At 60.6% G+C, this 18,981-nt stretch carries 19 protein-coding genes; 9 read left to right on the forward strand and 10 right to left on the reverse strand.

Features of this window, described 5'->3' with window-relative positions:
- Position 1 precedes the first annotated feature (1 nt).
- From ACTJK9_RS15005 to ACTJK9_RS15040, 8 genes are all read right to left on the reverse strand, one after another.
- On the reverse strand, positions 2 to 1,300 hold the full coding sequence (locus ACTJK9_RS15005; protein WP_440814629.1) for a phenylacetate--CoA ligase family protein: 1,299 nt from the start codon (positions 1,298 to 1,300) through the stop codon (positions 2 to 4).
- The gene (locus tag ACTJK9_RS15010; protein ID WP_085612496.1) at positions 1,290 to 2,558 is read right to left on the reverse strand and encodes an aminotransferase class I/II-fold pyridoxal phosphate-dependent enzyme; all 1,269 of its coding nucleotides are present in this window, start codon (positions 2,556 to 2,558) and stop codon (positions 1,290 to 1,292) included. Before ACTJK9_RS15010 ends, ACTJK9_RS15005 begins: the two co-directional genes overlap by 11 nt.
- The gene (locus tag ACTJK9_RS15015) at positions 2,555 to 3,649 is read right to left on the reverse strand and encodes a DUF3419 family protein (protein WP_221398402.1); all 1,095 of its coding nucleotides are present in this window, start codon (positions 3,647 to 3,649) and stop codon (positions 2,555 to 2,557) included. Before ACTJK9_RS15015 ends, ACTJK9_RS15010 begins: the two co-directional genes overlap by 4 nt.
- 42 nt (positions 3,650 to 3,691) lie before the next feature.
- A complete protein-coding gene (locus ACTJK9_RS15020; RefSeq protein WP_085612494.1) occupies positions 3,692 to 4,426 on the reverse strand; it encodes an iron-containing redox enzyme family protein in 735 nt (244 codons plus the stop codon).
- Positions 4,404 to 5,075: a hypothetical protein gene (locus ACTJK9_RS15025; protein WP_085612493.1), complete on the reverse strand. Its 672-nt coding sequence runs from the start codon at positions 5,073 to 5,075 to the stop codon at positions 4,404 to 4,406. Before ACTJK9_RS15025 ends, ACTJK9_RS15020 begins: the two co-directional genes overlap by 23 nt.
- 271 nt (positions 5,076 to 5,346) lie before the next feature.
- Complete coding sequence (locus ACTJK9_RS15030; RefSeq protein WP_085612492.1) at positions 5,347 to 5,904, reverse strand: L-threonylcarbamoyladenylate synthase; 558 nt, start codon at positions 5,902 to 5,904, stop codon at positions 5,347 to 5,349.
- Between the two features lie 54 nt (positions 5,905 to 5,958).
- The gene (gene dprA / locus ACTJK9_RS15035; protein ID WP_440814635.1) at positions 5,959 to 7,059 is read right to left on the reverse strand and encodes a DNA-processing protein DprA; all 1,101 of its coding nucleotides are present in this window, start codon (positions 7,057 to 7,059) and stop codon (positions 5,959 to 5,961) included.
- 79 nt (positions 7,060 to 7,138) lie between these two features.
- Positions 7,139 to 8,164, reverse strand: a complete 1,026-nt coding sequence (locus ACTJK9_RS15040; protein ID WP_440814637.1) for a LysM peptidoglycan-binding domain-containing protein — start codon at positions 8,162 to 8,164, stop codon at positions 7,139 to 7,141.
- A 169-nt stretch (positions 8,165 to 8,333) separates the two neighbouring features.
- On the opposite strand from ACTJK9_RS15040, the gene def reads away from it, so the two are divergent.
- The 5 genes from def to ACTJK9_RS15065 are packed head-to-tail and all read left to right on the forward strand — an operon-like array spanning position 8,334 to position 12,896.
- Complete coding sequence (def, locus tag ACTJK9_RS15045) at positions 8,334 to 8,840, forward strand: peptide deformylase (protein WP_007954104.1); 507 nt, start codon at positions 8,334 to 8,336, stop codon at positions 8,838 to 8,840.
- Positions 8,841 to 8,896: 56 nt separating this feature from the next.
- Positions 8,897 to 9,856: a methionyl-tRNA formyltransferase gene (gene fmt / locus ACTJK9_RS15050; protein ID WP_085612490.1), complete on the forward strand. Its 960-nt coding sequence runs from the start codon at positions 8,897 to 8,899 to the stop codon at positions 9,854 to 9,856.
- Positions 9,853 to 11,163: a 16S rRNA (cytosine(967)-C(5))-methyltransferase RsmB gene (gene rsmB, locus ACTJK9_RS15055; protein ID WP_085612489.1), complete on the forward strand. Its 1,311-nt coding sequence runs from the start codon at positions 9,853 to 9,855 to the stop codon at positions 11,161 to 11,163. Before fmt ends, rsmB begins: the two co-directional genes overlap by 4 nt.
- A 22-nt stretch (positions 11,164 to 11,185) precedes the next feature.
- Positions 11,186 to 12,562 (forward strand): Trk system potassium transporter TrkA, encoded by a 1,377-nt coding sequence (gene trkA, locus ACTJK9_RS15060; protein WP_039764938.1) that lies wholly within the window; start codon positions 11,186 to 11,188, stop codon positions 12,560 to 12,562.
- Positions 12,563 to 12,581: 19 nt separating this feature from the next.
- On the forward strand, positions 12,582 to 12,896 hold the full coding sequence (locus tag ACTJK9_RS15065; RefSeq protein ID WP_085647159.1) for a tetratricopeptide repeat protein: 315 nt from the start codon (positions 12,582 to 12,584) through the stop codon (positions 12,894 to 12,896).
- Positions 12,897 to 12,947: 51 nt separating this feature from the next.
- Here the strand turns inward: ACTJK9_RS15065 and ACTJK9_RS15070 are convergent, their stop codons facing one another.
- Complete coding sequence (locus ACTJK9_RS15070) at positions 12,948 to 13,835, reverse strand: lysophospholipid acyltransferase (RefSeq protein ID WP_085612487.1); 888 nt, start codon at positions 13,833 to 13,835, stop codon at positions 12,948 to 12,950.
- A 40-nt stretch (positions 13,836 to 13,875) separates the two neighbouring features.
- Positions 13,876 to 14,433 carry a DNA-3-methyladenine glycosylase I gene (tag, locus tag ACTJK9_RS15075; protein ID WP_064592405.1) on the reverse strand — a complete coding sequence of 186 codons (558 nt, stop codon included), beginning with the start codon at positions 14,431 to 14,433 and terminating at the stop codon, positions 13,876 to 13,878.
- 81 nt (positions 14,434 to 14,514) lie between these two features.
- On the opposite strand from tag, the gene glyQ reads away from it, so the two are divergent.
- The 4 genes from glyQ (at position 14,515) to ACTJK9_RS15095 (ending at position 18,925) form a co-directional block, all read left to right on the forward strand.
- A complete protein-coding gene (gene glyQ / locus ACTJK9_RS15080; protein ID WP_003187265.1) occupies positions 14,515 to 15,468 on the forward strand; it encodes a glycine--tRNA ligase subunit alpha in 954 nt (317 codons plus the stop codon).
- A complete protein-coding gene (gene glyS / locus ACTJK9_RS15085) occupies positions 15,465 to 17,519 on the forward strand; it encodes a glycine--tRNA ligase subunit beta (protein WP_085612486.1) in 2,055 nt (684 codons plus the stop codon). Before glyQ ends, glyS begins: the two co-directional genes overlap by 4 nt.
- A 4-nt stretch (positions 17,520 to 17,523) precedes the next feature.
- On the forward strand, positions 17,524 to 18,063 hold the full coding sequence (gene gmhB, locus ACTJK9_RS15090) for a D-glycero-beta-D-manno-heptose 1,7-bisphosphate 7-phosphatase (RefSeq protein WP_164872121.1): 540 nt from the start codon (positions 17,524 to 17,526) through the stop codon (positions 18,061 to 18,063).
- Positions 18,064 to 18,145: 82 nt separating this feature from the next.
- Positions 18,146 to 18,925, forward strand: a complete 780-nt coding sequence (locus ACTJK9_RS15095) for a lysophospholipid acyltransferase family protein (protein WP_064592402.1) — start codon at positions 18,146 to 18,148, stop codon at positions 18,923 to 18,925.
- Positions 18,926 to 18,981: the final 56 nt, after the last annotated feature.

Raw genomic sequence — 18,981 nt, forward strand, 5'->3', positions numbered from 1 at the left:
TTCATGACGGTACCGGGGTCTTTTCCGTCGTCACGAAAAACGGCGTCTTGCCGGCCAGGGTAGTTTCGAATTCCTGACGGGCAAGACGCTTCACCTCCAACCCCAAAACGCCCGGCAGCCTGAGCAATGCACTGGCCTGTCCTTCGACTTGCAACGCATCTTCAATGACGCTCTGTGTGTTGGCTGTCAGTGCGTCCTCGGCTATGACCAGACGCATGCGTGCCCCCTCGGGCTGTCGATCAATCTGCACCTGGACATCGGTGTTCTGCAGCTGCGGCAAAAGCTGTCGGAGTACGTGCAACACCTGTGACTGAGTGATGATCGCGCCCCCCAGTTTGATCGATGTTTCCACCCGCCCCTCAAGCGCCAGTACCGGCATGGAACTGCCACAGTCGCACTTCGTCACTGTGCGCAGGATTCGCCCACGATCGCCGATCCGGTAACGCAACAACGGCACATGATCAGGAAGCAATGGCGTCAGCAGAAACTCACCGGCTTCCCCTTCAGTTACAGCTTGCAGGGTCAGAGAATCAACCACCTCGAGCAGCATGGCGTCCGCATGCAGGTGAAAAAAACCGTGCTCCAGATGGGCACACTGAAAACCGATGGGACCGGTCTCCGTCGAGCTGTAGCCCAGCGAGCGGATCTTCAGCATCGGCCAGTCCCGGGCCAACTGGTCGCGCAGCGTTTGACTGCAAGGTTCTCCAATGTAGTAAAGCCACTTCAGGCTGCACAATTGCACAGCGCCGACTTTCTCATGATTGAACAACGCGGCGGCGAAGGAGGGAGTGCATATCAACGCATCAGCCTTGTGTGCCTCAATAAGCTCGGCAACGCGCTGCACGCCCACCTGTGAACCGGCAGGCAGCAGGCGTGCGCCAATGTGCTGGACGATAGCTGCCGCGTATTGAAAGGCACCCTGCATTTCCCCGGCTGTCAGGCAGTTGACGACCACCTCGGGGCGTTCGTCCGTCGCACCGAACATCCGTGCCCCCAAAGGCACGATTGCAGCGTTGAACGCCCAGGAATGGGTGATCTGTTTGCGATTGCCGGTGCTGCCTCCCGAGGTCAGGGTCAGCCCGCCGCCCGGTGCTCGATGGGAGGCTTCACCGAGGGTGGAAAACAATACGCCGCCGGACTCGTCTTCCACCGCCAGAACCGGCAATCGATGGAGATCGGCCAATCCCCGCACTTCCAGGATTCGCGGATACAGCGCACGGAACCACGACAGTGAGCGTGCGTGAGCCAATTTATTCGCAAACGCCTCGGCCAAAACATCGGTGATCGGTTCATTGCTCATTGCCGCGCCCTCCCTGACGAATGCCCAACTCATCGAATCCGCTACGGACAGCGTTCGCCAGAGACTCCAACTGGAGCTGACTGTGGCTCGCGCTGATGGCCAGACGCAAAATGGCCTCGCCCTTGGCCACCACCGGAAACACCGCGGTGGTGACCGCCATGCCCTGCCGGCGCAAATGCTGCGCCAGGCTTATCGCATCTCTCTCGGCCCCGACACGGATAAAACGAATGGGAGACGCGACGTGATGATTGCCCAGCACTGGCCCCAGCAACCTGTCGACCGTGGCGATGTTTCGCCACAGCGCTACCTGCAAATGACCCAGCTCCGGCGACAAATGAACGTTCCCCGAAGCGACTGCCGCGCCCACCCCGCCAACGGATAATGGTCCGCCAAACGTATAGGTCGATGCATGGCGCCGAATCATCTCGGCATCGGCTTCGGTACGCACAGTGATTGCCCCACCGGTTGCGCCGAACGCCTTGGACAGCGATGACAGGAGGATCAGTCGGCCGCGGTGTCGTTCATCTGCCGCGTCCAGCGCGTAACCACCTCCGGCCACGCCATGGATCGAGGTACCGTGGGCGTCATCCGCATAGAGATAACCGTCGAAACGCTCCGCCAGTTGCAACAGGCGATTGATCGGGTAAACACCGCGCATCGAGCCAATGCTGTCGGTCAGGATGATGGGCGTATTACCCGCCGCGACTGCCGTTGAACACGCTTCTTCGACCTGCTCTACATCGCTGCAATCGCGGCGCTGTATCGGGCCGAATTGCCAGAGAATGCCTTGCAGCACTTGCATCGAAGCATGAGCGGCACGGTCGACAATCCAGCACGGGCCACGACGCATGGGATAGGAGGGCATCTCACCGGAGCCAAGCAGCGGCAGACAGCCAAGATGTGCACTGCCCACCGAGTTGAAGGTGACTGAATGCCCCTGAAATATCCGGTTCAGCAGTTCATCCAGCTCACGCATGGGTGGCAACAGCGCTCGGGTCCGTGCGGCGGCGAATTGCACGCCGAAGGACTCGACGGAGTGCATCGCCCCCTGAATCAAGCGAGGATCACACTCCAGCCCCAGATAAGAACACGAGAGAAACTCGGTCAGCCGCTCGCCGCTTTCGAGTTCGATCTCTTTGCCTTCACGTTTAGCCAGCTTCAGGCCATTCAGCCCTGCATCGAACAGCTGCTGCTGATCGTCACGCGCTTGCCGGACACGGTTTTTGACCCAATTGACGGTCGGTTGAAAGGTGTTCATCGGGATACCTGCGAAGAGGGAGAGCGGCGATAGACCTGGACATGCCAAAGCTGGGTTCTTTCTCGTGCAATGTCTGCCTGGTACTGGTGGGTGATATCGCAGAAGCCTGCGCAATCAGGCCGCACTACATGCAAATGCCCCCGCATGACCACCTGTGCATTTTCCGAAAGGACCGGTGCCAGGCGCAGCAAAACGTTCTTGCCGGCCACTTCGGGCATGAAGGAAGGCACGTCCGACAGCGATACGAAATCGATGGCGGTTTCCCCGGCAGCACAGTCGAGGATGTCAGCCTGCACCACGCGTAACTCGCACTGCCGAAGCCCCTCACGGGCCTGCTGGAAAATTGCCGGATCACACTCCAGCGGAAAGCCTTGTGGATAACGCAGCTCACCAAAAAACAGCATTTGCAGGAAAAAGCTCTCTCGGACCACCTGAGTGGTGAACAACGTATGGAAAATTTCCAGATACGCCGCGCGGGAACTGATCCCCAGGTTGTTGGGTGGAAACGCGCCCTTGTACAGCAGCGAATTGAGGACTGCTGCGTTTCCCAGCAACGCGATCACGGCTTTCCAGCGCTTGAGCGGAAAGCGGTTTCGGTAATATTCCGTTTGTTCGTCAAGCTGACTGAACTGAAAAATGCCCCGGCCGGCCTTGCCGGTAAACAGTCCGGTGATCTTCGCCAACCGCTTCAGGGTCTGCTCGAATGCGCCCATGTAAATCGGCGCTTCCCAGTGCCGGGCCTGGAACAACCCGGACAACCAGCGACGATCCTCCGGCGGTAAAACCAGTTGCTGGAAAATGGATCGGCGTTTCGACCTCAGGCCTTCCGTTCGATAGCCCATGAACGCCATGAACGACTCGTGATCGGTCTGTTCCAGCAGGGCAAAACGCAATCGGGTGAACGCCAGTTGCGGCGCACTGATGTCGGTACAGGTCATGCGTGAAGGGGCAGCCGCCAGCAACGGCAACAACCGGCCGCCACATCCGGCGATACCCAGCACGTGCCCGGCATGTCTGGGCAGGATCGCGTATTCAAGCGCGGTGTCCTCGTCCCCAAGCGTGTAGTTGAGCCGGTCGAAATAATCAGCCATGTCTGCCTCCAGCCATCTGATCGGAACATCGGCGGGCGGCCTTCATTGGTTGGCCAGGGCGTGGAGGAATTCATAACGGGGCGCCAGCCCGTTTTGCCAGGCCTCGAACTGCTCATAAACCGCCTCGAGCATGTTGCCGGTCAGACGCAGGCTGGTTTCCATCACAGTGGCTATCGCATCCCAGTCCTCCTGACGCTTGCAGGTGCGCTGCAGCATCAGTTTGATTTCGTTGAAGTGCTCGATATCAATGTCGGAATGTGCAATGAAGAATGTAAGTTGAGCGGGTTTTAGCGACAGTGTTTCACTCAGGCTATCGATGAGCGGAGTAATGAACTGGTAGGCATTTTCTGCCCAATAACTATAACCAAGCCGTTGTAACGGGTTACCGGTAAAGGAGATCCAATATAAATAAGCGATCAGCACATCAGTGGCCGGAAGTGCAGGCGGAATATCAAACACTTCATTCTTCAAACCAAGACTCATGACATCGTGCAGTGCCATTTTTTCATGGCCGACTTCTTGTGCCGCATGTTCAAAACAGAACTTGGCATACACCGGATTATCCGCATGTCGGACACCGACCAATCCTTGATTTCGCGCATTGTGCGCCGTGTAGTGAAAAGTCTGAATCATATAGATCGCGTACAAGGCTTTGGAAACGCTGCCCTCACGGATGGCTTTCACCAGCCGCGAACTTTCCAGAATATCGGTCCATGACTTTTCGATTCGCTCATCGAGCAGGCTTAATTGTTGTTCAAAACTGAGAGGCGTATTCATCAACGGGGGTCTCCAATGGGTTGGCGAGCAGGTGGGCAGACTGTTGAAGTGCTGTGAGGATTTGCTGCCATTGAGCCGAGAGCAGCCAGTAATCGCCGCGTTGGCGCTGTTCGATGCGAAGGGCGTCGGTGGTGATGGGCGTCAGGCCGAAGCGCTGGAACAGTCGCCGCTGCGGTGATCGGCACAGCGCGGTAACGCCCTCATAACCCCGCGTGACCGCCCATTCCGTGGCAGCCGCCAGCAGGCTGTTGATCGACAGGGGGAACTGAGTTTGCGAGTGACTGATCAAGCGACTGAACTCGACATGGCGCGACAGCGTCGTGGCGGGAGACAGTTGCTGCTGCGCCAGTGAGGCCCATTCGAACGGCGCAGGGGTCACTCTCAATACGGCCGTGGGCCTGTCGTGCTGATACAACAGAAAGTGGGTACTGCGCGAAATAATCGCCAGGCGTGTTTCAAGTGACCTGGCTCTGGGTGTCAACATGTAGTGTTGCAATCGCAATCGAAAATGACGGGAAACAAACCGTTCAAACTCTCGTGTGTCTGATCCTGCTTCAAGAATAACGATGCGATAGTTTTCATGACGCCTTTTAAAGGTCGTCTGAATCTCCTGCAGATAATCCGTTAATTGCGAATTCCTGATATCCATTTCTTCTCCGCAGCCGTTAACTTTTCGAAGTTTTCTGAGCGCATTGAAATAATGAATGGTTTTAGAAAAATCGCCACTGTGTGGCTTCTGAGAATAACGTCGGAAAAATTACAACAATTGAATACTTAAAGATTCATCTGACGTAGAAAGGAGAAATTCAAAGCAAAAACCGGGCTGTAACTTCAGCCATATGAAGGAAAAATCGTAGGCGCGCGTAGTACTCCTCGCCATGGAAGCCGAGGAGTACTCACAGAATCAACCAAGGGTGATATCAGGCCGGGCGCACGATCTTGCCGGTGGCCAGATCCCGAATCAGACTCGGATTCTTGCGACCGCCAAGCGCTCCGCCAAGCACCAGATCGACCTGACCACGGAAATACTGCTCGACCCGCAAGCGCGTGCGCGCTGCCGGCCGCCCCTGCGGATTGGCCGACGTCGAAATCAACGGCCCTACCAGCGAGCACAGATCCCGCACCTGCGGATGATCGCTGACCCGCAGCGCCACGGTGTCATGCACCCCGGTCACCCACTCCGGCAACAGGTTCTGATGCGGCACCAGCCAGGTGTTCGGGCCCGGCCAGGTGCTGGCCATGCGGTCGATCCAGTCCTGCGGGAAATCCTCGAACAGAAAATCGAACTGACGAATGTTGTCGGCGACGAGGATCAAGCCCTTGTCCACCGAACGGTTCTTGATCGCCAGCAGGCGATCCACCGCTTCTTCATTCCAAGGATCGCACCCCAGCCCCCAGACGGCTTCGGTTGGATAGGCAATCACCGCCCCGGCGCGAACCTCTCGTGCGGCTTGTTGCACACGCCAACTGTTGACCATGAAAAACTCTCCGCAAACAGGTTTCGCGCAGTTTACCGATCTTCAATGTAAAACCTAGCTTACGCGCGCAAACCAGCGGCCGTTTTCGCACACGGCGCGGCCATCCATCTCCAGTTCGGTCAATGCCGCCAGCACTTTGGGCAACGCCCAGCCACTGCTGTCGGCCAGACCCTCGCTGGTGTGCGGTGCGGCGTGCAACAGATCCAGTAGAGGATGATCGGGATCCGGCGCCGAGGCGGACAGCGGCAACTGCTGCCAGCCGCGCAGGGCTTCGAGAATATGCTCGATGGTTTCCACCAACACGGCTCCGTCACGTATCAGTTGATGACAGCCCCGAGCGCCGGGGTGATGGATCGAACCCGGAATGGCGTACACCTCGCGCCCCTGTTCCGCCGCCAGCCGTGCGGTGATCAAGGAACCGCTGGCGACACTGGCCTCGACCACCAGCACGCCGAGGGACAAGCCGCTGATGATGCGGTTGCGTCTCGGGAAGTTGCTCGCCGTCGGCCCGGTGTCCAGAGGAAATTCCGAAAGCACCGCACTGCCAGACGCAATCATCGCGTCCGCCAGCCGACGGTTGCGCTGTGGATAAAAGTTTTCCAGGCCGGTACCGAGCACGCCGACCGTTTGCCCACCGACATCCACAGCGGCTTGATGCGCCGCCGCATCGATGCCCAGCGCCAGGCCACTGGTGATGACAAATCCGGCCCCCGCGAGACTGCGGGAAAACGCAGCGGCAGTGTCCATGCCCGGGCGGGATGCGCGGCGACTGCCGACCATCGCCAGTTGCGGTTTTTCCAGAATCTGCGGGTCGCCAGCGACGAACAGCAGGGGCGGAGGGTCAGGAATCTGCGCCAGCAAGGCCGGGTAATCCGCTTGGTCCCACATCAGTAAATGTTGATCCGGACGCTCTAGCCAGCGCAATGCGTGGCTGGCGCCGTCGCGAACTTCAGGACAGCGTCGGGCTTCGGCACAAGCCGCCGGCAGACCCAGCGAGCGCCAGGCGCTGGCCGGTGCGCTGATCGCCTTCGAGGCGCAGCCGAATGCTTCGAGCAGTTTGGTGAAACGCTTGGGGCCGATTTCCGGCAACCGGTGCAGGCGCAGGCGCGCTTCCAGTTCCGCTGGGGAAACCGACTGAGAGACAGGCATCATCATGGATCATCCTTGATCGTTATAAGGCCCGAACCTTTCGGAACAAGCTGTGGATAACTCTGTTGGTAACTTGTGAAGCCAGCTAAGGATTTCGCACCTTGTCCAGCACCGCGAGCGAGCGCGATGCGTTCAGCACGAGGCCGTAACTGAGCTTGTCGTAAGTGCGGAACACCATCAGCAATCCGGCACGTTCATCCGGGATTTTCAGCGGCTGGCCGGTGATCCGGTCGCGCACGGTTTCCCCGGTTTTCATCACCACCAGCACGTTGCCTTCGGCCAGACCGTCGCGTTTGCCTTTGTTCAGGGTCACCACGTCCATCGCGCCGATCTGGGTAACGCCGCGCGGCACATCGATGATCAGGCCGTTGATGTCGGTGGAGGGCGCGCTGGGCATGAAGGTCGAGTTGATCGAACGCTCTTCGCCGCTGAACAAGCGGTCGCCGAGGCGCACTTCCTGGGTCGTGCGTTGCAGGGCGAGGGTGGCGACGTCGCCTTCGGTGGCGACAATTTCACCACCGCCGATGTCGTCGGCGTTGATCCCCAGAAACTCCTTGCTCTGCGGATCGGTGTAGACCTTGCCCTGGCGGAAGATGCCGTAGACCGGCTGGTTCGGATCGAAATGGCCACGGGCGAAGATCCGGTCACCGGTGCCGCTGAGCACCCGTTCAGCATCGCCGGCGACGATGTACGGCGCCTTGTCGAAGTCCTCGACCTTGTCGACGATGCGGTTGCTCAGCAGAAAGCTGTTGATCGATTTGAGCGGAATGCTCGGAATCGCCTCGGCCACCGGACTGGTGCGGATGCGCGGTGACAGCTTGATGGTGCCGCGTGACTCGCCGCGATTGACGGTCAGGCGCGGCTGGCCGTTGACGTAACTGAGCGTCAGCGTGTCGCCCGGATAGATCAGGTTGGGGTTTTCGATCTGCGGATTGGCCCGCCACAGCTGCGGCCACTGCCAGGGTTCGCGCAAATATTTACCGGAGATGTCCCAGAGCGTATCCCCCGAAACCACCGTGTATTGCTGTGGAAAACCTTCCTTGAGTTGCACTTGCCCGTGCGCGGTACCGGCCGAGGCCAGAAACAGCAGGGCGAGTAGTGATTTCCTCATGCGGTGAATCCCTTTATTATGTGCGTTCGCGTGAAACGCCAGAGCCCCCGTGGCTCGCTCCCTGCTCTATGCTGAAAATCAAGGAGCTACGTTTCACAACGGTAGCCTGCATCTTCGGACCCGCCAGGCCATCGCCCGACTTTACCTCACACGTGCAGCAATCAAGCTTATGGCCATTTTGAACATCCTCGAATTTCCGGACCCGCGTCTGCGCACTATCGCCAAACCTGTGGCTGTAGTGGACGACGAAGTGCGTCAGCTGGTCGATGACATGTTTGAAACAATGTATGAAGCGCCGGGCATCGGCCTTGCCGCGACCCAGGTCAACGTGCACAAACGTATCGTCGTGATGGACCTTTCCGAAGACCGCACCGAACCGCGGGTGTTCATCAACCCCGAGTTCGAATCGCTGACCGACGAAATGGAGCAATACCAGGAAGGTTGCCTCTCGGTGCCGGGTTTCTACGAAAACGTTGACCGCCCGCAGAAGGTCAAAATCAAGGCTCTGGACCGTGATGGCAAGCCTTACGAACTGATCGCCGAAGGCCTGCTCGCAGTATGCATCCAGCATGAATGCGACCACCTCAACGGCAAGTTGTTCGTCGATTACCTGTCCACGCTCAAACGCGACCGGATCAAGAAGAAACTGGAAAAGCAGCACCGCCAGAACGCTTGATGCCCCTCTCCAAAGGCTTGCTGCGGCAAGCCTTTTTCTTTTTATGAGACTCCCCCATGACTGAGCCACTGCGCATCGTTTTTGCCGGCACCCCGGAATTCGCCGCCGAACACCTCAAGGCCCTGCTGGACAGCCCTTATGAGATCGTTGCGGTCTACACCCAACCGGATCGTCCGGCCGGTCGTGGGCAAAAACTGATGCCGAGCCCGGTCAAACAGCTCGCCCTGGAAAACAATATCCAGGTGTTGCAGCCGCCGACCCTGCGCAACCCTGACGCTCAAGCCGAGCTCGCGGCGCTCAAGCCTGACTTGATGGTGGTGGTCGCCTACGGCCTGATCCTGCCGCAAGCGGTGCTGGATATTCCGCGCCTGGGCTGCATCAACAGCCACGCCTCGCTGCTGCCACGCTGGCGCGGAGCGGCGCCGATCCAGCGCGCCGTGGAAGCGGGCGACGCCGAGAGCGGCGTGACCGTCATGCGCATGGAAGCAGGCCTCGATACCGGGCCGATGCTGCTCAAAGTCGTGACCCCGATCAGCGCCGAAGACACCGGCGGCAGCCTCCACGATCGCCTCGCTGAAATGGGCCCGCCAGCCGTCGTGCAGGCGATTGCCGGTCTGGCCGCTGGCACCCTGGAAGGCGAAGTGCAGAACGACGAGCTCGCCACCTACGCGCACAAACTGAACAAGGACGAAGCACGCCTCGACTGGAGCCGCCCGGCCGTTGAGCTGGAACGTCTGGTCCGCGCCTTCAATCCATGGCCGATCACCCACAGCACGCTCAACGGCGAAGCGCTGAAAGTGCTGGCGGCGACACTGGCCGAAGGCAAAGGCGCACCGGGCACCATCCTCGGCGCCAGCAAGGACGGTCTGCTCGTCGCTTGCGGCGAACAGGCGCTGTGCCTGACCCGCCTGCAATTGCCCGGCGGCAAGGCGCTGAACTTCAGCGATCTGTTCAACAGCCGTCGTGAGAAATTCGCCACCGGCACCGTGCTGGGCGCAGCGGTGGACGCGCAATGAACCCGCGTCTGGCCGCCGCCAAGGCACTCGCCGCTGTCTTGAGCGGCAAGGCTTCGCTCAACAGCTCCCTGCCGACGCAACTGGACAAGGTCGAAGATCGCGATCGCGGTTTCACCCAGGACCTGGCGTTCGGCACCGCCCGTTGGCAGCCACGCTTGTCGGCGCTTGCGGAGAAACTGCTGCAGAAACCGTTCAAGGCGGCGGACGCCGATGTCGAGGCGCTGCTGCTGGTGGGTCTCTATCAACTGCTCTACACCCGCGTCCCGCCACACGCCGCCATCGGCGAAACCGTCGGTTGCGCCGACAAGCTGAAAAAGCCGTGGGCCAAAGGTTTGCTCAACGCCGTACTGCGCAATGCGCAGCGCGAACATGAGGCGATCTTCGCCGAACTGGAACGCGATCCGGTGGTGCGCACCGCTCACCCGCGCTGGCTGCAAAAATCCCTCAAGGCCTTCTGGCCCGAGCAATGGGAAGCGATCTGCGAAGCCAACAACGCGCATCCGCCGATGATCCTGCGGGTCAATCGCCGTCATCACAGCCGCGATGCCTACCTGAGTCTGCTGACTGAAGCGGGTATCGCCGCACAGCCATGCACCTTCAGCCGCGACGGCATCATCCTCGACACTGCCGCCGATGTGCGCAGCCTGCCGGGTTTCGCCGAAGGCTGGATCAGTGTGCAGGACGAAGCCGCGCAACTGGCCGCCGACCTGCTCGACCTCGCGCCGGGCCAGCGAGTGCTGGACGCCTGCTGCGCGCCGGGCGGCAAGACATGCCACATCCTCGAAGCCGAACCGGCACTGGTCGGCGTGGTAGCAGTGGATCTGGAAGCCAAGCGGCTGGTGCGAGTGAAGGAAAACCTCGAACGCCTCGGCTTGAGCGCCGAACTGATTGCCGCCGACGGTCGCGACACGGCAGCGTGGTGGGACGGCAAACCGTTCCAGCGCATCCTGCTCGACGCGCCATGCTCGGCCACCGGAGTGATCCGCCGCCATCCGGACATCAAGCTGACCCGTCAGGCCGACGACATCGCCGCCCTCGCGCAACTGCAAGGCGAGTTGCTCGACGCGATGTGGAAAACCCTCGAAGTGGGCGGCATCCTGCTCTACGCCACCTGCTCGACCTTGCCGACCGAAAACACCGAAGTCATCGCTGCGTTCCTTGAGCGTACGCCGGGCGCGCGGGAGCTCGATCTGGCCACCGCCGCCGGGATCAAGCAGCCCCATGGTCGCCAATTGCTGGCCCAGCAGGGCGGGCACGACGGGTTCTACTACGCCAAGCTGATCAAGATCGCTGCCGCGCGCAGCTAAACGGATTCAATGGAGTGACTGGATGAAAATCATCATCCTCGGTGCGGGACAGGTCGGCGGTTCGCTGGCTGAACATCTGGCCAGCGAGGCCAATGACATCACGGTGGTCGACACTGACGGCGACCGTCTGCGCGACCTTGGCGATCGCCTCGACATCCGCACCGTGCAGGGCCGAGGCTCGCTGCCGAACATTCTGCGTCAGGCCGGTGCCGACGACGCCGACATGCTGGTCGCGGTGACCAACAGCGACGAAACCAACATGGTTGCCTGCCAGGTCGCTCACACCCTGTTCCACACCCCGACCAAGATTGCCCGGGTGCGCGAAGCGTCTTATCTGACCCGCGAGGAGCAGCTGTTCCAGAACGAGGCGATTCCGGTCGACGTGCTGATCAGTCCCGAGCAGGTCGTCACCAACTACATCAAGCGTCTGATCCAGCACCCCGGCGCCCTGCAGGTGATCGATTTCGCCGAAGGCCAGGCGCAACTGGTCGCGGTGCGCGCCTACTACGGCGGGCCGCTGGTAGGCCAGCAGCTGCGCCAGTTGCGCGAACACATGCCGAATGTGGAAACACGGGTGGCCGCGATTTTCCGCCGCGATCGACCGATTCTTCCCCAGGGCGACACGGTGATCGAGGCCGACGACGAAGTCTTCTTCATTGCCGCCCGTGCGAACATTCGCGCGGTGATGAGCGAAATGCGCCGGCTCGACGAAAGCTACAAGCGTATCGTCATCGCCGGTGGCGGGCAGATCGGCGAACGGCTGGCCGAGGCCATCGAAAGCCGCTATCAGGTGAAGATCATCGAGATGAATCCGGCGCGCTGTCGTTATCTCTCCGACACCCTCGACAGCACCGTGGTGTTGCAGGGCAGCGCGTCGGATCGCGACCTGCTGCTGGAAGAGAACATCGCCGACGCCGACATCTTTCTCGCCCTGACCAACGATGACGAAGCCAACATCATGTCGTCGCTGCTGGCCAAGCGCCTGGGCGCGAAGAAGGTGATGACGATCATCAACAACCCGGCCTACGTGGACCTGATCCAGGGCGGTGACATCGACATCGCCATCAGCCCGCAACTGGCAACCATCGGCACCTTGCTGGCGCATGTGCGGCGCGGCGATATCGTCAGCGTGCACTCATTGCGCCGTGGCGCGGCGGAAGCCATCGAAGCGGTGGCCCACGGAGATTCGAAGTCGAGCAAGGTCATCGGCAAGACCATCGACAACATTGCGCTGCCGCCGGGAACTACCATTGGCGCGATCATCCGCGATGAAGAAGTGATCATCGCCCATGGCGACACGGTGATTGCCGCCGGCGACCATGTGATTCTGTTCCTTGTGGATAAAAAGCATATTCGCGATGTGGAGAAGCTGTTCCACGTGGGCCTGAGTTTCTTCTGATCGACCAGAGGCGAGACCGATGATCGAATCCCTGGAAAAAATGCTCGCCAAGGGTGTGGATAACTCGCTGCTGCGCTTCGGCTTGGGCAAGGGTTATCTGGATCTGGGAGAGAACGCGAAGGCGGCCGAGCATTTCCAGCATTGCGTCGGCTTTGATCCGAAGTATTCGGCGGCTTGGAAGCTGTTGGGCAAGGCGCAACTGGCGCTGGGTGATCTGGCGGCTGCTCGCCAGGCGTGGGAGCAGGGGCTGGAAGCGGCGCGGGCCCATGGCGACAAGCAGGCCGAAAAGGAAATGACGGTGTTTCTGAAGAAGCTGGATCGGCGGAAGCCATGACGGCTGTGGATAACCCGTTTGTTCAGGTTATCCACAAACGCCCATCGCCGATCAGTACCAGCGCGCCTCGCCCGGCGGACGCTTCTTGAAGCGTTTCATGCTCCACATGTACTGGCTCGGATAAGCCGCCACATAACGCTCGACCACCTGACTCATCGCCGCGCAGGACGTTTCGGTGTCGGTGCTGTACATCGCTTCCGGCGCCGCCTCGAGGATCACCTTGTAGCCGGAACCGTCCGGCAGGCGCAGGGCATGCAGGAACACGCCGACAGCTTTGCCACCGGCGAGCATGTTCGGCACGAACTTGCTGGTCAGGGCCTGTGTGGCGAAGAACGGCACGAAGATCCCGGCGGATTCCGCCGGTTCCGGATCCGCAGGAATCCCCACCTGACCGCCCTTGCGCACTTCCTTGATGACACTGAGGATGCCTTCCTTGGTCGACGCCGCCACGCGGTTGCCCAATTGCACCCGCTGCTTGCGCAGCAATTCATCCACAGCCTTGAGCTTTGGTGGCCGGTAGAAAATGATCGGTTTGCACTGGCTGCAATAGAAGTGGTTGAGCACTTCCCAGTTGCCCAGGTGACTGGTGATGCCGACCACGCCCTTGCCCGAGGCCAGCGCTTCTTTCAGCACCTCGAGGCCTTCGACTTCGCGCACCAGGTCGATGGAGCGCTGGGCCGGCCAGATCCAGGCGCAGGCGCTTTCGGTCAGGGACTTGCCGATGTCCTTGAGGCTCTGGCCGACCAGACGCTCGCGTTCGGCCGGGTCCATCTGGGGAAAACATTTGGCCAGGTTGATCCGCACCACATCGCGGGAACGGTTGGGGGTTTTCCACATGATCCAGCCGATCGCCGAACCCACGGCCTGCACGGCCCGCCACGGCAGCAGGGCAAACAGCCGCAGAGCGCCAACCAGCATGGCGCCTTTAAACTTTTCCACAGGTCACTCCTGATCTTGTGCGGTGCGCGAGGCGGCCATTCTAACCGCCGTTGACGAGCTGCGCGTAGCGGTCGCAGTCCTGAGTGTGATCCATGACCATGCCCGAGGCCTGCATCAGCGCGTAGCAGATGGTCGGGCCGACGAAGGTGAAACCGGCCTTTTTCAGGCCTTTGCTCATGGCCACTGCCTGCGGGGTGATGGCCGGGACTTCGCTGCGATCCTTGAAATGATTGATCACCGGGCGGTTATCCACAAACGACCAGAGAAACGCCACCGGATCTTCCAGCGCCAGCCAGGCCTGGGCGTTGCGCCGGGCGGCATTGAGTTTGAGACGGTTGCGGATGATCCCCGGATCGAGCATCAATTCGTCGATTTCCGCGTCGCTCATCTGCGCCACACGCTGTACGTCGAAGCCGAACAGCACCTCGCGATATCGCTCGCGCTTGCGCAGCACGGTGATCCACGACAGCCCGGCCTGGAACCCTTCGAGCAAAAGCAACTCGAACAAACCCTGCGCATCGCGTAGCGGCGTACCCCACTCCTGATCGTGGTAAGCCATGTACAGCGGATCTTCGTTGCACCAAAAGCAGCGTGGCATAAGGCTCCAGGGGGTGGAGGTGCGACTGAATCGGGTATACTCCCGCTCTTTAAATCGCAGCCCAAGAAACAGGTGAATTTCGTGAGCCAGCCTACGCCAGCCGTGCGTACCTTCCAAGACTTGATCCTCGCGCTCCAGCAGTACTGGGCCGAGCAAGGTTGTGTGGTACTTCAGCCCTACGATATGGAAGTAGGCGCCGGCACTTTCCACACCGCGACATTCCTGCGCGCCATCGGCCCGGAAACCTGGAACGCCGCTTACGTGCAGCCAAGCCGCCGTCCGACTGACGGCCGTTACGGCGAAAACCCGAACCGTCTGCAGCACTACTACCAGTTCCAGGTGGTCCTGAAGCCGAACCCGGACAACTTCCAGGAACTGTACCTGGGCTCCCTCAAGCATGTCGGCCTGGACCCGCTGGTCCACGACATCCGCTTCGTCGAAGACAACTGGGAATCGCCGACCCTCGGCGCCTGGGGTCTGGGCTGGGAAGTCTGGCTGAACGGCATGGAAGTGACTCAGTTCACCTACTTCCAGCAAGCGGGCGGCATCGAGTGCTACCCGGTGACCGGCGAGATCACCTACGGCCTCGAGCGTCTGGCCATGTACCTGCAGGGCGTGGATTCGGTCTACGACCTGGTCTGGGCTGACGGTCCGTTCGGCAAAGTGACCTACGGCGACGTGTTCCACCAGAACGAGGTGGAGCAGTCCACCTACAACTTCGAACACGCCAACGTCGACAAGCTGTTCGAACTGTTCGACTTCTATGAAAGCGAAGCCAAGCGCCTGATCGAACTCGACCAGCCGCTGCCGTTGCCAAGTTACGAAATGGTCCTGAAGGCCTCGCACACCTTCAACCTGCTGGATGCGCGCCGGGCGATCTCGGTGACCGCGCGTCAGCAATACATTCTGCGCGTTCGCACCCTGGCGCGTTCCGTCGCCCAAGCCTACCTGCTGGCCCGCGCCAAGCTGGGCTTCCCGATGGCAACCCCGGACCTGCGTGACGAAGTACTGGCCAAGCTGGAGGCTGCACAATGAGTGCTCAAGATTTTCTGGTTGAACTGGGCACCGAAGAACTGCCACCCAAAGCCCTGAACACCCTGGCCGAAGCGTTCCTGGCCGGTATCGACAAGGGCCTGCAGGCTGCCGGCCTGAATTACGAGACCAAAACCGTTTACGCCGCGCCGCGTCGCCTGGCTGTGCTGATCACTGCGCTGGCCACCCAGCAGCCGGACCGCAGCATCAACCTCGACGGCCCGCCGCGTCAGGCCGCGTTCGATGCCGACGGCAACCCGACTCAAGCGGCACTGGGCTTTGCCAAGAAGTGCGGCGTCGAGCTGAGCGAAATCGACCAGAGCGGTCCGAAACTGCGCTACAGCCAGAACATCGCCGGCAAGCCGACTGCAAGTCTGCTGCCGACCATCGTCGAAGACTCGCTGAACGACCTGCCGATCCCGAAACGCATGCGTTGGGGGGCGCGCAAGGAAGAGTTCGTGCGTCCGACCCAGTGGCTGGTGATGCTGCTCGGCGATCAGGTCATCGACTGCACGATCCTCGCGCAGAAGGCTGGCCGTGAATCCCGTGGCCACCGTTTCCACCACCCGCAAAGCGTGCGCATCGGTTCGCCGGCGAGCTACCTGGCCGACCTGCGTGCCGCCTACGTACTGGCCGACGCCAACGAGCGTCGCGAAATCATCAGCAAACGCACCGAAGAGCTGGCGACCCGTCAGGAAGGCACCGCGATCGTGCCTCCTGCGTTGCTCGACGAAGTGACCGCGCTGGTCGAGTGGCCGGTGCCGCTGGTTTGCTCGTTCGAGGAGCGTTTCCTCGACGTGCCGCAGGAAGCGCTGATCACCACCATGCAGGACAACCAGAAGTACTTCTGCCTGCTCGATGCCGACGGCAAGTTGCTGCCACGTTTCATCACCGTGGCCAACATCGAATCCAAAGACCCGCAGCAGATCATCGCCGGTAACGAGAAGGTGGTTCGCCCACGCCTCACCGACGCCGAGTTCTTCTTCAAGCAGGACAAGAAGCAGAAGCTCGAAGCGTTCAACGATCGCCTGCAGAACGTGGTGTTCCAGGAAAAACTCGGCAGCGTCTACGACAAGGCCGAGCGTGTCTCGAAACTGGCGGCGTACATCGCCGCACGCATCGGCGGCAACGCTTCGTGGGCTGCCCGTGCTGGCCTGCTGTCGAAGTGCGACCTGGCGACCGAAATGGTCGGCGAGTTCCCGGAGATGCAAGGTGTCGCCGGCTACTACTACGCCCTCAATGACGGCGAGCCGGAAGACGTCGCCCTGGCGCTGAACGAGCAGTACATGCCGCGCGGTGCCGGCGCTGAACTGCCTGCCACCCTGACCGGTGCGGCCGTGGCCATCGCCGACAAGCTCGACACCCTGGTCGGCATCTTCGGCATCGGCATGCTGCCGACCGGCAGCAAAGACCCGTATGCCCTGCGCCGTGCGGCACTGGGCGTGCTGCGGATCCTGATCGAGAAACAACTGGATCTGGACCTGAACGACGCCGTGGCATTCGCCGTGAATGCCTTCGGTGCCAAGGTCAAGGCTGCCGGCCTGAACGACGCGGTGCTGGAATTCATCTTCGACCGTCTGCGTGCGCGTTACGAAGACGAAGGCGTGGATGTCGCCACCTACCTGTCGGTGCGTGCCCTGAAGCCGGGTTCGGCGCTGGACTTCGACCAGCGTGTGCAAGCGGTTCAGGCCTTCCGCAAACTGCCGGAAGCGGCAGCACTGGCGGCGGTGAACAAGCGCGTATCGAACCTGTTGAGCAAGGTGGAAGGCTCGGTGCCGACCGAAGTCCAGGCCAAATACTTCGACAATGCCAACGAGTTCTCGCTGTACTCGGCGATCCAGCAAGCGGACCAGGCTGTACAGCCAATGGCTGCGGCGCGTCAGTACAACGAATCGCTGGCACGCCTGGCTGCACTGCGCGAGCCGGTGGACGCGTTCTTCGACGCGGTGATGGTCAATGCCGACGACGCCAATGTGCGGGCCAACCGTTACGCGCTGCTGGCGCGTCTGCGGGGCCTGTTCCTGGGCGTTGCCGACATTTCGCTGCTGGGTTGAGGGATTGCTGTTGAAACTGCTGATTCTCGATCGGGACGGAGTGATCAATTACGACTCCGATGCTTACATCAAGTCGGTGGAGGAGTGGATTCCGCTCCCCGGCTCGATCGAAGCGATTGCGCAGTTGAGCAAGGCCGGCTGGACGGTGGCGGTCGCCACCAACCAGTCGGGCATTGCTCGCGGCTACTACGACCTCGCCACCCTCGATGCCATGCACGCGCGCCTGCGCGAACTGGTGGCGGAGCAGGGCGGTGAAGTCGGGCTGATCGTGTATTGCCCGCATGGGCCGGATGAGGGTTGCGATTGTCGCAAGCCGAAACCGGGGATGTTGAAAACCATCGCACAGCATTACAACGTCGCGCTGACGAATGTCTGGTTCGTCGGCGACAGCCTTGGTGACCTGGAGGCCGCCAAAGCCGTCGATTCACAGCCCGTTTTGGTAAAGACCGGGAAAGGCGAAAAGACTCAGGCCAAGACCTTGCCGGTGGGCACCCTGATTTTTGACGATCTCGCGGCGATTGCCGCAGAACTTATCCACAACTAGAGTGCTTCTGAAGTTCCTGACCAGGGATTGATCGGGAGTGCGCTTGAACAGTCGGGCATTGCCCGTAACGGTAAACGTCGCCATGTCGATACTGCAGGCCATCAGAATCTTCCTCTTTTACCTGCTGCTGGGTACCACCGCTCTGCTGTGGTGCAGCCTGAGCTTTTTTATCGCGCCCTTTCTGCCGTTCAAGGCGCGCTATCGTTTCATCAACGTGTACTGGTGCCGTTGCGCCTTGTGGTTGACCAAGGTGTTCCTCGGTATCCGTTACGAAGTCAAAGGCGCGGAAAACGTGCCTGACCGGCCCTGCGTGATTCAATCGAACCACCAGAGCACCTGGGAGACGTTCTTTCTCTCCGCTTATTTCTCGCCCTTGAGCCAAGTGCTCAAGCGCGAACTGCTGTACGTGCCGTTCTTCGGCTGGGCCATGGCCATGCTGCGACCGATCGCGATTGACCGCGACAACCCGAAAGCCGCCCTCAAGCAGGTGGCGGCGAAAGGTGACGAGCTGCTCAAGGACGATGTCTGGGTGCTGATTTTCCCTGAAGGTACTCGCGTTCCCCATGGCACCATCGGCAAGTTCTCCCGCAGTGGCAGCGCATTGGCGGTGAATGCGGCGCTTCCGGTACTGCCGATTGCACACAATGCCGGCAAGTTCTGGCCGAAAATCGGTTGGGGTAAAAAGCAGGGTGTGATCACCGTGGTCATCGGTGAGCCGATGTACGCCGAGGGCAGTGGCCCGCGCGCCATCGCCGATCTGAATGACCGGGTGCAGGCGTGGAACGAGAAAACGCAACGAGAAATGGGCTCGCTGCCTCCGGCCCCTCAGGCACCGGCTGCGAACGATCAGATCGCTGTCTGAGATTTGTGGATAACCTGTGTACGGTTTGTTCGCAAAATCCAGAATTATCGAATTAA

The sequence above is a fragment of the Pseudomonas sp. 22082 genome, from assembly GCF_052046055.1.
Taxonomy (GTDB): domain Bacteria; phylum Pseudomonadota; class Gammaproteobacteria; order Pseudomonadales; family Pseudomonadaceae; genus Aquipseudomonas; species Aquipseudomonas pharyngis.